Raw genomic sequence first — 13,897 nt, 5'->3', positions numbered from 1 at the left:
CTCCCAGACAGATGGCAGATGAACTTCAATCGCCGTTGGCGCGATAGTCCGCGCGATTGATGCCATGACGCTGCATCTTATCGTAAAAGGTCTTTCGCGGAATACCGAGCGCCTCAATCGTTTCCTGAACATTGCCATTATGGGCGGCAAGCGTTTCGCGGATAAGCGTTTCTTCGTAGCGCTCGAGCCGTTTTGGAAGTGTTTCTTGATTGCCGACCATCGATTGCAGCAAGTGAGCCGGTTTCGCAACGCCAAGCGCTACGCGGTCGGCAAAATGTGCCAATTCGCGGACATTTCCCGGCCAGCTATGGTTCATGAGATGTCGGTGTGTCGCTGTATCGATAGCGGGCACATCGCGATTGAAGCGTTTCGACGCTCGCGTCAGGAAATGTGCGAAAAGCAACGGAATGTCGTCTCGTCTTTCTCTCAGCGGCGGGATGGAAAGCGTGACGACATTCAGCCGGTAATAGAGGTCCTCACGGAAGTCGCCTCTCTGGGCGGGGTCACCGAGGTCGATCTTTGCTGCAGCCACAACCCGCAGATCGACCGGGCGAACCTCATTCGTGCCGAGTGGAGTGATTTCGCGCATCTCAAGGACGCGCAGCAGTTTCACTTGCGTTGCTGCAGGCATGCTTTCAATTTCATCGAGAAACAGCGTGCCACCACTTGCATGTTCAACCCGTCCGAGCCGCTTTTTCTGAGCTCCCGTGAAAGCACCTGCCTCGTGACCGAACAGTTCGCTTTCAATCACCGTTTCGGGCAAGGCCCCGCAGTTGAGTGCTACGAAATTGCCTTTGCGACGATGGCCCCAGTTGTGCAGCAACTGTGCGACGACTTCCTTGCCACTGCCAGTTTCACCAGCCACGAGCACATCAACATCCGTATCGGCTATATCGCGCAAGGTACGGCGCAGATTTTCCATCGCCGGTGTCTGGCCGATCAACGGCAGATCACCTTCCACATTCTCGGCGGCTTCGCGTAAGGCGCGGTTTTCAACGATAAGCTGTCGCTTTTCCCATGCACGACGGATGCTGTGCACGAGCCTGTCGGCTGCAAACGGCTTGGCGATGAAATCATAGGCACCGTCCTGAATGGCTTGCACCGCCATCGGAATATCACCGTGGCCAGTAATCAGGATTACTGGCAAATCGGGGTCAATGGCTTTGATCCGGGCAAAGAATTGGAGACCGTCGATCTGCGGCATGCGGACATCGGTAACGACAACGCCATCATACTCAAAAGTAACGTTGTTCAACGCATCCAGTGCGCTTGGAAAATCAGCAACTCCGAAACCGGCAAGCTCAAGCGTTTGACGAGTGGCGCGGCGGAGCGCCTTGTCATCGTCGACAAGAATAACGAAGGGTGACTTGTCCATCATGCTTTTCTCAGTTCGATGCGGAAAGATGTGCCTGCGGCATTACTTTCGGCAGAGATGGTCCCGCCATAGTCAGTGACGATCTCCTTGACGATCACAAGACCTAGACCGAGACCTTTTTCCTTCGATGTATTGAAAGGCGAAAACAGATTGTCGCGAATATGCTGCGGCATACCCGGTCCATTGTCGGAAACCAATATGATGACTTTGTCACGATCTACATGAGTACGGACTTCTATTTTTCCATCATTCTGTTTTAAATCAATGGCTTCCAGTGCATTCTGGAACAGGTTGATGAAAACCTGCTCCAGCCGGATTGAATGACCGATAACTTGCAGTTCCGGCGGTGGTAGTGCGATATCGAGCTGATCCATGTGCCCAGAGAACCTGCTTCGCAACAGTACCAGCGCACCCGAAATGACCTGACTGAGCGAAGTCGGTTCGGAAGGAGTACGTCCCTTGCGGGCAAGTGCTTTAAGGTCACCCGTGATTGTACCTATGCGGTCTGTTAATGCGGCGATTTCACTGAGGTTTTCGGTTGCGTTGGAAAGGCATTTCCGTTCGATGAAGGTTTTTGCGTTGTCTGCATAGGCGCGAATAGTTGCGACGGGCTGGTTGATTTCATGCGCCACGCCAGCCGCTACTTGCCCCATGATGGCCAGGCGATTGGCGTGCACGAGGTCCTGCTGCACCCCTTGCAGCATTGTTTCGGTGCGACGATGGTCGCTGATCTCAGCTTGCAGTCTGTCGCGTGCCAGACTGAGATCGCGGGTGCGCTCTTCCACGCGTTCTTCCAGTTCCATCTGTGTACGTTGTGCATTGGCGATGCGTGTCGCGATTTTCTGCCTGCGACGTAGAAGAAGTCCGGCAACCATTGCGATAGCTGAAAGGATGATAAAGGTGAACAACCGGGATTCACGAATGGCGGAAGGAATCTGCGGGCGAATTGGCGCGAGACTGTACATCTGCCAGGGAGTGGAAGGCACGATCGAACGGATTGCGAGAAAGTCGGTATTGCGCGCATTGCCGGGCAGCAGCGCATCAATCAACTGTACATCCTCGCCGTCAATTGACTTGATCGACAGGGGCAAGGGCTTAAGTGGCGCGTCACCAAACTGCAGGCTATCGCGGATAGACTGAAGCTGCTCCTGATCGATCGAGCCAATGGTCATGAAACGCCAAGACGGCAAGCTTGTAATCAGAACGATATTTCGTTCATCCGTCACGAAGGTCGGCCGTCCGGCATTGTTCCAGTCACTTTCCAGCCTGTCGAACTCCAGCTTGACAACGATCACCCCCAACGGACCGCTTGGGCCATCGATGCGACGAGATATGTAAAGACCGGGGCGATTGCTGACATTGCCGAGCGCAAAGTACTCTGCATCCCCGTTTTTCAAAGCGTTGTGAAAATAGGGGCGAAACTTGTAGTCGTTGCCGACAAAACTCGTTGGTCCGCGCCAGTTGCTTGCCGCGATGGCAATGCCGTCCATGCCCACAAGATAAATGACGGCCGCTTGAGTCCCATCCGCCAATGCTTCGAGTTTCTCATTCAAGGGATCGATTGTTGTGGCTGTTTTGTCCAGTAATGCAGCTTCCAGCGCCTTATCCTTTGACAGCACCAGAGGCAAAGCACGTTGCTTGTCGAGAACAGCGCGCAACAATGCAGTGTTGAGGTTGGCATCGATCCTTGTCTGCTCGCTTAATGCGAGGACGGCCTTGTCTCGTGCCATGTCGCCGACGACCCAGAATGCAAGCGCGAAAACCGCAGCCCAAAACAATCCGAACAACGCCCATGTCCGTCGGTTGATGTTTGTGGGTCGGGTGCGGCTGTCCGCTGGGGAGGGGTTCGAACTCATTGCTCTCATTGTGCAATATTTCACACAAATAGGAAATAAAAATGTGCGGATAATCGCACTTCTGCTAGATTTACTTCGATGCGAAAACTCACAAATTTAAAGAAAACAACACGTTAGTGATCTATCTCCAAACTGGCACGGACATTGCAATCAATCAGTTCAGCAGCGGCTGGGACCGCTGGAATTCGAGACTGAAGGCTTGGGAGGCTGGACAGGTTCCGGACTGAGCCGAACGGAGGACATCATGATTGCAGTACCGACAGGTGCCGCGGCTGCGCCGCGCGGCCCAATCCCCTTTTACAAGCATCTTTATGTACAGGTATTGGTGGCTATTGCTGCCGGTATTCTGCTTGGCCATTTTTACCCCGAGCTGGGCACGCAGTTGAAGCCGCTTGGCGATGCGTTCATCAAGCTCGTGAAGATGATTATCGCGCCTGTCATCTTCCTGACCGTTGCAACCGGCATCGCCGGAATGACCGACATGAAAAAGGTCGGTCGCGTTGCCGGTAAGGCAATGATCTACTTCCTGACGTTTTCGACGCTTGCCTTAATTATTGGGCTTATCGTCGCCAACGTCGTGCAGCCGGGCGCCGGGATGCACATCGACCCGGCTTCGCTTGATCCGAAGGCCGTTGCCAACTACGCCGCCAAGGCACATGAGCAGACCATCACCGGCTTTCTGAGCAACATCATCCCGACAACGATTGTTGGAGCATTCGCAGACGGCGACATTCTGCAGGTGCTGTTCTTCTCGGTTCTGTTTGGTATTGCGCTGGCTCTGGTCGGCGACAAGGGCAAGCCTGTCACCGATTTTCTTCACGTCCTGACAGCACCCGTTTTCAAGCTGGTTTCGATCCTCATGAAGGCCGCTCCAATCGGGGCTTTCGGTGCCATGGCATTCACCATCGGCAAATACGGCATCGGCTCGATTGCCAATCTCGCGCTTTTGATCGGCACATTCTATCTCACGGCCCTGCTGTTCGTGCTTGTCGTTCTGGGAGCTGTCGCCCGTTACAATGGCTTCTCGATCCTCGCGCTTATCCGCTATATCAAGGAAGAGCTGCTGCTGGTTCTGGGCACATCTTCGTCTGAAGCCGCACTTCCCGCGCTGATGGACAAGATGGAGAAGGCTGGCTGCAAGCGCTCTGTCGTTGGCCTCGTCATTCCGACGGGCTATTCGTTCAATCTCGACGGCACAAATATCTACATGACGCTGGCAGCCCTCTTCATCGCGCAGGCGACGGATATTCCACTGTCACTGAGTGATCAGATACTGCTTCTACTGGTGGCAATGCTGAGCTCAAAAGGTGCAGCAGGCATTACGGGTGCCGGTTTCATCACGCTTGCGGCGACACTGTCCGTCGTTCCAGCCGTTCCAGTCGCGGGCATGGCCCTGATCCTCGGTATCGACCGCTTCATGTCAGAATGCCGCGCTCTGACCAATCTCGTTGGCAACGCGGTCGCAACCATCGTCGTGGCACGTTGGGAAAATGAACTCGATACCGACAAGTTGGCCGCAGCGATGAACGGAACGCCTGTTGTCACAGACCTTGTTCCGCAGCTGGAACCTGCCGAATAACGGCATATCAGACAGTAAGAGAAACGGCCCGCTTCCGGCGGGCCGTCTTCCATCTAGCGCTCTACAGGTTTGCCTTGCGTTATCAACCGAGCGCTATGCTGGCCGGAGATGTAAGTCCAGAGCCAGCTCCAGGCGACGGCGGCACGGCTTCGCGTTCCAATAAGGAAGAAGATGTGCGCAATGCCCCAGAACCACCAGGCGATGAGTCCCTTGAGCTTGAAGCGCCCCATATCGACCACAGCGGCGCCTCTGCCGATGGTCGCAAGATTGCCCTGATGCTTGTAACGGAATGGCATCGGTGGGGTCTTTCCTTCAATGCGGCTTTTGATGACCTTCGCAACATAGGCACCTTGCTGCTTGGCGGCAGGGGCAATACCCGGAACCGGCTTGCCGTCCGGTCCCTCGACCCATGCGGTATCACCAATGACGAAGATATCCTCATGGCCAGGTACATTGAGGTTGGATAACACCTTCACGCGCCCTGCTCGGTCACTCTCGGCGTTGAGCCACGTTGCAGCTGGAGAGGCAGCCACGCCTGCTGCCCAGATTGCTGTCCGGCATGGAATGAACTCTTCGCCGACAGTCACGCCCTCGGCTGTAATGTCCTTGACCGGAATTCCGAGCCGTACTTCCACCCCCAGTTTTTCGAGCGCTTTCAACGCATAATTGGACAGGTCTTCTGGAAACGCCGCCAGAATGCGCGGACCGGCTTCAAGCAGCATCACGCGTGTCTGCCGCGTGTCTATATTGCGAAACTCCGGCCATATGGTTTGTTTGGCCAACTCAGCGATAATGCCTGCTAGTTCAACGCCCGTCGGCCCGCCACCGACGATGGCAAATGTCAACAACGCTTGCCGCTTTGCTTCATCGCTTTCACGTTCTGCACGCTCAAAGGCGAGAAGCAGGCGACGGCGAATGGTGGTTGCGTCCTCAAGTGCCTTCAGTCCGGGTGCTAGCGCCTCCCACTGATCATTGCCGAAATAGGCGTGTCTTGCACCGGTGGCGAGTACAAGCATGTCGTACGAAATTTCGGTGCCGTTTTCGAGCAGCACCTGACGGTGTTCGGTGTCAACATCGGTGACTGTGCCCAATAGCGTGGTCACTTCCTTGCGATCTTTGAACAGATGCCGGATCGGCCAGGCAATTTCGGACGTGGCGAGGATAGTTGTTGCCACCTGATAGAGAAGCGGCTGGAACAGGTGATGATTGCGCTGATCGATCAGCGTTATTCGCACGTCGACGTTTCTAAGATCGTGGATCAGTTGCAATCCGCCAAAACCGGCGCCGACGACAACGAGATGGGGGGCTCGCTTTTCATTCATTACTTCAGCCTGCTTTCATCCTTAAAATGCTCGTCAATCACCCTGTTGCAAGAGGAGGATCGTCGTCAGACATATTTTATGTCTGTGTCCTGCTTTTTCCAGACATCTTACCCCGATATTGATCTATTTTAAGTTTTCATCACAGAACGGTGTAAAGAGATTGTCTCCGTTCCAGAATAGAACAATTCCAGAAAGCACTTTCAACTTTTTGAGCGATCTTGTGTTTGCTGTCATTTCTTTTAACATTTTGTGTTTGCGGCCTCTTGTCTTTGGTGTTTCCGCTCTAGCTAACCCTAGGTTGTTATCGGAGCTTGGAGGGACGGATGCATTGGCTTCAGGCAATATTTCAGCAGGCACCCGAAATTGCTTTGTTCCTTTCCCTGGCCGGCGGGTATGCGGTCGGCAAGATACACTTCGGCAAGTTCCAGTTAGGAGGGGTTGCCGGGTCACTGCTTGTCGCGGTGATAATCAGCCAGGTGGGCGTTCAGATCGATAATGGGGTGAAGGCTCTGCTCTTCGCCCTTTTTATTTATGCGGTCGGTTTCGAAAGTGGTCCGCAATTCTTTAGATCACTCGGGCGGCAATCCTTGCGTGAGATCGCAATGGCCGCGGTGCTCGCTATCAGCGGTCTCGCGACCGTCGTCATCATGGCGCGCATATTCGGTTTGGACAAAGGTCTTGCGGCGGGTATCGCAGCAGGTGGGCTAACGCAATCTGCAATCATCGGAACGGCAAGTTCGGCCATTTCCAAGCTTGGTCTGGCAGCTGACGAAGTACAGCGATTGCAGGCCAATGTCGCTGTTGGATATGCTGTGACCTATATTTTCGGTTCCTTCGGAGCGATCATTGTCTGCGTCAATCTGCTGCCGAAATTCATGGGACGCACTATCCGCGACGATGCCATCAAGGCGGAAGCCGAACTTTTGGCTGGCATAAGGGTCTTGGGGCAGGGCGAAAGCGAAGCAGCTCCTGATCTTGTGGGGCGCATCTATAAGGTGGAACAGGCATCAGGAAAGACCGTGGCCCAGATTGAGGCGATGACCTCTGTTGAAGACGCCATAACCATTGAACGGGTCAAACGTGCTGGCAAGATCATCGGCCTCGCACCCAATCTCCATCTGGAAAGGGACGACATCGTTCTTGTGGCCGGCAGGCGCTCAGGCGTTGTCGCTTCTGGCAACAAGATCGGCACCGAATTGCAATCTTCTGAAGGCATGGATGTCGTCGTGCAAATCCGTGACGTGACGATCACTTCACCGGATTATGTCGGCAAGACCGTTGCTGCGATCAAGGAGAATATAAGCTCTGAACTGCGCCATGGCGTCTATGTTATCGGCGTCAAACGTGCCGACAAGCCTTTGCCGCTGCAACCTGATACGGTCATCAGTGCTGGCGATGTCGTTTCACTCTACGGAACCGATCAGGATTTGCAGCGTGCGGCGAAGTCTATCGGTCCGGTGATCGTTCCGAGTGACAAGACCGATTTCGTGTTTCATGGTCTTGGTATCGCATTCGGTCTTCTGATTGGTCTGGCTGTCGTGCGCATTGGTTCGATACCGCTGACACTCGGCAGCGGCGGCGGAGCGCTTCTGTCAGGTCTGCTCTTCGGTTGGTATCGCAGCCGGAACATGACCATCGGCAACATGCCGACGGGTGCCTCCACATTGCTGCGCGATTTGGGCCTCGCTGGCTTTGTTGCAGTTGTCGGCCTCCAGTCAGGTCTGCAGGCCGTGCAGACAATTATCAGCAGCGGTCTCACCATTTTCCTGATCGGTGTGGTCGTAACCATTCTGCCGCTGATCATCACGATGTTCTTTGGCCGTTACGTGCTGAAATATGACAATGTGGCTATATTTGCTGGCGCTCTTTCCGGGTCGCGCAGCGCAAATCCTGCCTTCGGCGAAGTGCTCGACAAGGCAGGCAATTCCATTCCTACCACCCCGTTCGCAATCACCTATGCGCTTGCCAATGTCTTTTTGACATTGCTCGGGCCGTTGGTGGTCGCTTTCTCCTGAGGAGTAGATCATGGCGAAGACTGATTATAGCAAATATGCAAAGCTAAGCCCGTTCGAACTCAAGGACGCACTGATCCAGCTGGCTTCAAGCAAAGCTGATCTGACCATGCTGAACGCCGGGCGCGGCAATCCGAACTTTCTTGCCACCTTACCACGTCGTGCCTTTCTGCGGCTGGGGCTATTTGCAGTCGCAGAAGCCGAACTTTCCTATTCCTATATGTCGACAAGCGTGGGCGGTTTGCCGAAAGTCGAGGGAATTGAAGGGCGTTTCCAGAGATTTCTTTCAGATAATGGCGACCAGCCCGGGGTGAAGTTTCTCGGGCGTGCACTGTCTTATGTGCGCGATCAGCTGGGCCTTTCCCCATCAGAATATCTGCATGAAATGGTGGAAGGCATTCTTGGGTGTAACTATCCGGTTCCACCGCGCATGCTGAAGATCAGCGAAGAGATCGTGAAGCATTATCTCGTGCGCGAGATGATCGGCGGTTACATGAGTTCCGATAAACTCGATATATTCGCGGTCGAAGGCGGAACTGCTGCCATGACCTATATTTTCGACACGCTGAAACAGAACAAGATACTTGATGAAGGCGATACAGTCGCCATCGGCATGCCAGCTTTCACGCCCTACATCGAAATACCGGAACTGAACAATTATCGGTTGAAAGAAGTGCACATCAATGCCGACCCGCACCAGGGCTGGCAATATCCGGAAGCGGAGCTGAACAAGCTGCTCGACAAGTCGGTCAAGGTCTTCTTCCTGATCAATCCGAGCAACCCGCCGTCGGTCAAGATGGATCAACGCGGCCTTGAGCAAATCGCGCGGATCGTCAAGGAAAAGCGTCCCGATCTCATGATCTTGACGGATGACGTCTACGGCACTTTTGCAGATGACTTCAAGTCGCTCTTTGCGATCTGCCCTTACAATACAATGCTCGTCTATTCTTTTTCCAAGTACTTCGGAGCAACCGGCTGGCGTCTTGGTGTTGTCGCCATGCAGAAGGACAATCTTCTGGATGAAAAGCTCAAGAACCTCCCGTCATCGGCGAAGAAGGAAATGAATGAGCGCTATTCCTCACTAACGCCGGATGTCTCAAAACTGAAGTTTATTGACAGGCTTGTTGCCGACAGCCGCACTGTCGCGCTTAACCACACAGCAGGGCTATCAACGCCGCAGCAAGTGCAGATGGTTCTGTTCTCGCTTTTCGGTCTGATGGACGAAAAGGATTCCTACAAGGCCGAACTCAAGAAGTTGATCCGTCACCGTGAAGCGGCGCTTTACCGCGAGCTTGGGCTGGAACCACAGTCCGACGAGAATGAAGTCGATTATTATACGCTGCTCGATCTGGAGGATATCGTTCGCCGCCTCTATGGCGATGATTTCGCGGCCTGGGTGAAGAAGAATATCTCTCCAACAGAATTGCTTTTCCGTATCGCAGATGAAACCGGCATTGTTATGCTTCCGGGCACTGGCTTCGGTACTTTGCAGCCTGCAGGGCGTATCTCGCTGGCGAACCTCAATGAGTATGAATATGCCGCTATCGGGCGTTCGCTCCGGCGTATGGCGGAAGAGGTTTACGACAAGGAATTCAAGCCAAAGAAGAAAAACAAATAAGTTGTTGGGCAGGGGCGCGAAAAGCGCCCCTTCAGCCATTAGGCTGACGACAGAACCAGCAAGTCGCGGCGGACGTCATCACCGTTGCCGCTTATGAGCTGCTTCTCGATATCCGCATGTGTGGCCTTCCATATCGGCACCGCTGCAGCAAGAGCTGCTTTTCCCTCAGGCGTGAGTTGCAATAAACGCTCGCGCCTGTCCTTCGGGTTGATAACGATCTCCACCCAACCTTGCCGTTGCAATGGCTTCAACGCTGCGGTCAAAGTCGTCTGATCCATGGCCAACAGTTCTGCCACCGGCTTCATTGGCGGCGGCGACGGGCGATTGAGCGACATCATCAGCGAGAATTGACCGTTGGTCAGCCCAACTGGACGCAGAGCGTCGTCAAAGCGGCGGGCGAGCGCACGTGCGGCGCGCTGAACATGCAAGCAAAGGCAGGTATCACGAACCAGAAGTGTTGTTTCAAAAGGTACATCGAGGCTATTTGACATGATTTATTAATATTGATATCAATGTAAATCGTCAAGCGGGAACATTGATATCTGGGCATAGACAGGGAGCAAAAGCCGGAGGAGGGCTTGCACCATGAATGAGGTTGTATCCCGAGAAGTTTGGCTTGAGGCGCGACGTGCGCTTCTGGCAAGTGAAAAAGAAGCCACTCATCTGCGCGACAAGGTCAATCGTGAGCGGCAGGCACTGCCATGGGTGAAGGTTGATAAGGACTATGCATTCGATACGCCTTCGGGTCGGAAGTCGCTTTCCGAACTGTTCGACGGGCGTAGCCAGTTGCTGGTCTACCATTTCATGTTCGGACCCGACTGGGATCAAGGTTGCACAGGGTGTTCGTTCCTTGCTGACAATCTTGATGGCGCCGTGACACATCTCAACAATCACGACGTCACGCTAATTGCCGTTTCGCGCGGGCCTCTGGCAAAGCTGGAAGCTTACAAAAGGCGAATGGGTTGGCATTTTCCATGGGTTTCGTCAGAAGGCAGTGATTTCAATTTCGATTACCACGTCTCCTTTACGAAGGATGAGCTCGAGAATAACCGTGTTTTCTACAATTTCGACAAGCTGGCTGCTGAAGATGCTTTTGATGAGCTGCCCGGCATGAGCGCTTTCTACAAGGACGACAGCGGTGCCATCTATCACACCTATTCCAGCTATGCCCGAGGCATCGAGGAGTGGATAGGTACTTTGATGATCCTCGACCGCGCCCCCAAGGGCCGGAATGAAAATGGCACGATGCATTTCGTCAAACGGCATGATGAGTATGAAGCACAGGCTTCCAAGCACAGCTGCTGCGGCTGATCATTCAACTGCGAAAGAAATCCAAGGGAGTACTTTCAATGAAAAACGGCTCTTCTCCGTTCGTCTGGTACGAACTTATGACAACAGATGCTGACAACGCACAGGATTTTTATACAAAAGTCGTCGGCTGGACAGCGAAAGATGCCGGGGTTCCCGGCATGAAATATACATTGTTCGAAGTGCCCGGATGCATGATTGCAGGCATGATGTCGATGGCGGATATGCCAAAGGAAGATTGCGGAGGCGAACCCGGCTGGATCGGTTATGTCGGTGTCGCAAATGCAGACGAATATGCCAAAAAGGTTCAAGCTGAAGGTGGCAAGGTGCTCAGAGCAGCGCAGGATATCCCGGACATTGGACGGTTTGCGATCGTTTCGGACCCGCAAGGTGGTATCTTTGCACTTTTTGAACCGAAAGACGACATGCCGCCACCGGCTGACTTCGGTTCGCGCAAACCGGGGCATCCGGGCTGGCATGAACTGTATGCTCAAAACTGCGAGACGGTATTTCCGTTCTATGAGAAAGTTTTCGGCTGGAAGCTCTCACGAAATTTCGACATGGGGCCTATGGGCAATTACAAGGTGTTCAGTGTCGATGGTGCCGATCACGGCGGTATCATGACCGCACCTCCCGGCACTCCTGTTGGCTGGGGTTTCTATTTCATGGTCGATGGCGTGAAAAATGCTGCCAGCCGGGTCAAGTCTCTCGGCGGAGCGGTTTTGCAAGAGCCGATGGAAGTGCCGAACGGGGAATGGGTTGTTCAATGCAAGGATCCGCAAGGTGTGAACATCTCGCTCGTGGCGCCAAAACCGTAGGATAATTGCGCCTTGCGATTGACTGCCGATACATTTGCGATGATTGGTTGGACCATCGAAACGTATCGGCGGAAGATCGATCATGCACGACAGAAGGATGCGTCAGTCTCGGCAGGCAGGTACTGTTTTTGCCGCGGATGTTGGTGGGTCCTTCATTCGGCTGGCCCGCTCTGTACATCCGGGACACATCGAACTTCTTGAAAAGTTGCCGACCCCTGCAAGCAGTTGGGATGAGTTCGGGGGCGCATTGGAAACTGTGCTTCGAACCCGCGCATCGGACGAGGTGGGGCCACTTGCACTTTCCATCGCTGGATTGGTTGATCCAGTAACAAGTTCCGCTTTCTCGGCGAACATTCCTTGCATCACCGATCACAGATTAAGTCTTGAACTCGGCGAGCGATTGGAGCGACAGGTAATCGCCGCCAATGATGCTGATTGTCTGGCCCTTGCAGAAGCTATCGAAGGGGCTGGTGAGGGGCACGACATAGTTTTTTGCGCAGTGCTGGGCACAGGTGTTGGCGGCGGGCTTGTTATCGACGGTCGATTGGTTCGCGGTAAAGCCGGTTTGACTGGCGAATGGGGGCATGGCCCGATCCTCAACACATGTGTAGAAATAGACGGACAAACAGTGTCGGTTCCTCGCTTCGATTGCGGCTGCGGTCAGAGCGGTTGCGTCGATACGATTGGCGGCGCGCGCGGGATCGAAAAACTGCACCAGTTTTTGAACGGTATAGATGCGAGTAGCCATGCGGTCCTGCAGGAATGGCTGGAAGGCAGACCGGAGGCGAGACGGACGATTACCGCTTATCTCCAGCTGGTTGCCGATCCGCTTGCAGCCGTCGTCAACATAACAGGCACGTCGATTATTCCGGTTGGTGGTGGACTTGCTACTGCTTCCGAATTGATCTCCGCACTTGATACGGCCGTCAGGGCCAGAATTTTGCGGAAAATGAACCAGCCATTGGTCGTTCCGGGTGTATTCGGCAGTGATGGCGGTTTGGTTGGGGCCGCAATATTGGGGCATCAGACGTGAGCGTGTTACTTGAAGTCTGCGTAGATAGCGCCGAAGGGTTGCGGTCGGCAATAGAAGGTGGTGCGGATCGTATCGAGCTCTGTTCTGCGCTTGAACTTGGTGGTTTGACGCCTTCGCTGGGATTGATGGAGCTTGCCTCGAAAGCGCCAATCCCGGTTTACACAATGATCAGACCGCGCGCGGGCAATTTCTGCTTTTCGACAGAAGATGAAGCCATCATGGTGTCGGATATTCGTAATGCCAGAAATGCCGGTTTGGCCGGTGTTGTCATTGGTGCTTCGCTGAGCGACGGTTCTCTTGATGTCGCCATGTTGGAAAGACTGGTTACAGAAGCAAAAGGCCTTGGAACGACGCTTCATCGCGCATTCGATCTCGTTCCGAATATGGAGATTGCCGTGCAGCAAGCAATTGCACTCGACTTCGAGCGCATTCTGACGTCTGGTCTGTCACAAACTGCGGAAAAGGGGTTGGATAATCTGCGGGTGCTGGCTGAGTTGGCTGGTGGCCGCATCCGCATCATGCCCGGCAGCGGCGTCAACGCGGAGAATGCGAGACGGATCGTGGAGGCAACGGGCGCGGCAGAGATTCATGCTTCATGCCGTGTCCCGGTCGAAGAGAAGGATTCTCGCGCTATCGCTTTCGGTTTTGCCGCAGAACAATCATTTCGGACATCAGCTCAGCGTGTAAGCGCGTTGAAAGCCGCCATAGAAAAAATTTGAAGGACATTCATTCCAAATTTTGTAAGTCGCTGAGTGCAACATTCATAAACTGATCGGCAAAAGAAATGGAAATTTCTCATACACTTTAAGGCGACACTTAAACCCTATTGCCACCCTGAAAGAGTTTGAGTAGAAGTGACATCACATCAAGAGTTGGGGAGACGCCCAACGCCAACCTGCCTCTCCGGGCAAGGTGGTACTCTCTGTAAAGAGAGGATGTGGCCAAACCGGCAAATATACGGATAAAGCCACTCGCG

Annotated in this window: 11 protein-coding genes and 1 riboswitch; of the genes, 7 read left to right on the top strand and 4 right to left on the bottom strand. The window is 53.8% G+C overall.

Going from position 1 to position 13,897, the window contains the following annotated elements; genetic code table 11:
• Positions 1 to 25: 25 nt before the first annotated feature.
• Positions 26 to 1,375: a sigma-54-dependent transcriptional regulator gene (locus LJ361_RS06805; protein WP_029927557.1), complete on the bottom strand. Its 1,350-nt coding sequence runs from the start codon at positions 1,373 to 1,375 to the stop codon at positions 26 to 28.
• On the bottom strand, positions 1,375 to 3,240 hold the full coding sequence (locus tag LJ361_RS06800) for an ATP-binding protein (RefSeq protein ID WP_376787373.1): 1,866 nt from the start codon (positions 3,238 to 3,240) through the stop codon (positions 1,375 to 1,377). The genes LJ361_RS06805 and LJ361_RS06800 overlap by 1 nt, the downstream gene beginning before the upstream one ends.
• Before the next feature lie 235 nt (positions 3,241 to 3,475).
• On the opposite strand from LJ361_RS06800, the gene LJ361_RS06795 reads away from it, so the two are divergent.
• Entirely contained in the window at positions 3,476 to 4,810 is a 1,335-nt protein-coding gene (locus LJ361_RS06795; RefSeq protein ID WP_012092900.1) for a dicarboxylate/amino acid:cation symporter, read from the top strand.
• Between the two features lie 53 nt (positions 4,811 to 4,863).
• On the opposite strand, the gene LJ361_RS06790 is transcribed toward LJ361_RS06795, so the two are convergent.
• Positions 4,864 to 6,132, bottom strand: a complete 1,269-nt coding sequence (locus tag LJ361_RS06790) for an NAD(P)/FAD-dependent oxidoreductase (RefSeq protein WP_151615637.1) — start codon at positions 6,130 to 6,132, stop codon at positions 4,864 to 4,866.
• Between the two features lie 323 nt (positions 6,133 to 6,455).
• Here LJ361_RS06790 and aspT point away from each other — a divergent pair, with 323 nt between their 5' ends.
• Both aspT and LJ361_RS06780 read left to right on the top strand, forming a co-directional pair.
• Positions 6,456 to 8,147: an aspartate-alanine antiporter gene (gene aspT / locus LJ361_RS06785; protein ID WP_010658681.1), complete on the top strand. Its 1,692-nt coding sequence runs from the start codon at positions 6,456 to 6,458 to the stop codon at positions 8,145 to 8,147.
• Positions 8,148 to 8,157: 10 nt separating this feature from the next.
• Positions 8,158 to 9,762, top strand: a complete 1,605-nt coding sequence (locus LJ361_RS06780; RefSeq protein WP_010658682.1) for a bifunctional aspartate transaminase/aspartate 4-decarboxylase — start codon at positions 8,158 to 8,160, stop codon at positions 9,760 to 9,762.
• Between the two features lie 38 nt (positions 9,763 to 9,800).
• Here LJ361_RS06780 and LJ361_RS06775 read toward each other — a convergent pair whose 3' ends face one another.
• Entirely contained in the window at positions 9,801 to 10,253 is a 453-nt protein-coding gene (locus LJ361_RS06775) for a MarR family winged helix-turn-helix transcriptional regulator (RefSeq protein ID WP_010658683.1), read from the bottom strand.
• A gap of 94 nt (positions 10,254 to 10,347) precedes the next feature.
• Between LJ361_RS06775 and LJ361_RS06770 the strand changes: the two genes are divergently transcribed.
• The 4 genes from LJ361_RS06770 (at position 10,348) to LJ361_RS06755 (ending at position 13,640) form a co-directional block, all read left to right on the top strand.
• Positions 10,348 to 11,073, top strand: a complete 726-nt coding sequence (locus tag LJ361_RS06770; protein ID WP_029927551.1) for a DUF899 domain-containing protein — start codon at positions 10,348 to 10,350, stop codon at positions 11,071 to 11,073.
• Positions 11,074 to 11,111: 38 nt separating this feature from the next.
• The gene (locus tag LJ361_RS06765) at positions 11,112 to 11,888 is read left to right on the top strand and encodes a VOC family protein (protein ID WP_029927550.1); all 777 of its coding nucleotides are present in this window, start codon (positions 11,112 to 11,114) and stop codon (positions 11,886 to 11,888) included.
• Positions 11,889 to 11,970: 82 nt separating this feature from the next.
• A complete protein-coding gene (locus tag LJ361_RS06760; protein ID WP_151615638.1) occupies positions 11,971 to 12,921 on the top strand; it encodes an ROK family protein in 951 nt (316 codons plus the stop codon).
• The gene (locus LJ361_RS06755; RefSeq protein ID WP_264813065.1) at positions 12,918 to 13,640 is read left to right on the top strand and encodes a copper homeostasis protein CutC; all 723 of its coding nucleotides are present in this window, start codon (positions 12,918 to 12,920) and stop codon (positions 13,638 to 13,640) included. The genes LJ361_RS06760 and LJ361_RS06755 overlap by 4 nt, the downstream gene beginning before the upstream one ends.
• A gap of 138 nt (positions 13,641 to 13,778) precedes the next feature.
• Positions 13,779 to 13,888: riboswitch (SAM-I-IV-variant riboswitch) on the top strand.
• Positions 13,889 to 13,897: the final 9 nt, after the last annotated feature.

Source organism: Brucella sp. JSBI001 (assembly GCF_026014005.1).
GTDB lineage: Bacteria > Pseudomonadota > Alphaproteobacteria > Rhizobiales > Rhizobiaceae > Brucella > Brucella anthropi.
The sequence above is the reverse complement of the archived record's forward strand: the minus strand, read 5'-3'. Positions and strand labels throughout refer to the sequence as shown.

Excerpts from the sequence above, each read along its gene's own strand:
- LJ361_RS06805 (WP_029927557.1), bottom strand. The coding sequence starts at position 1,375 with ATGGACAAGTCACCCTTCGTTATTCTTGTCGACGATGACAAGGCGCTC.
- LJ361_RS06790 (WP_151615637.1), bottom strand. The coding sequence starts at position 6,132 with ATGAATGAAAAGCGAGCCCCCCATCTCGTTGTCGTCGGCGCCGGTTTT.
- LJ361_RS06770 (WP_029927551.1), top strand. The coding sequence starts at position 10,348 with ATGAATGAGGTTGTATCCCGAGAAGTTTGGCTTGAGGCGCGACGTGCG.
- LJ361_RS06795 (WP_012092900.1), top strand. The coding sequence starts at position 3,476 with ATGATTGCAGTACCGACAGGTGCCGCGGCTGCGCCGCGCGGCCCAATC.
- LJ361_RS06760 (WP_151615638.1), top strand. The coding sequence starts at position 11,971 with ATGCACGACAGAAGGATGCGTCAGTCTCGGCAGGCAGGTACTGTTTTT.
- LJ361_RS06775 (WP_010658683.1), bottom strand. The coding sequence starts at position 10,253 with ATGTCAAATAGCCTCGATGTACCTTTTGAAACAACACTTCTGGTTCGT.
- LJ361_RS06800 (WP_376787373.1), bottom strand. The coding sequence starts at position 3,240 with ATGAGAGCAATGAGTTCGAACCCCTCCCCAGCGGACAGCCGCACCCGA.
- aspT (WP_010658681.1), top strand. The coding sequence starts at position 6,456 with ATGCATTGGCTTCAGGCAATATTTCAGCAGGCACCCGAAATTGCTTTG.
- LJ361_RS06765 (WP_029927550.1), top strand. The coding sequence starts at position 11,112 with ATGAAAAACGGCTCTTCTCCGTTCGTCTGGTACGAACTTATGACAACA.
- LJ361_RS06780 (WP_010658682.1), top strand. The coding sequence starts at position 8,158 with ATGGCGAAGACTGATTATAGCAAATATGCAAAGCTAAGCCCGTTCGAA.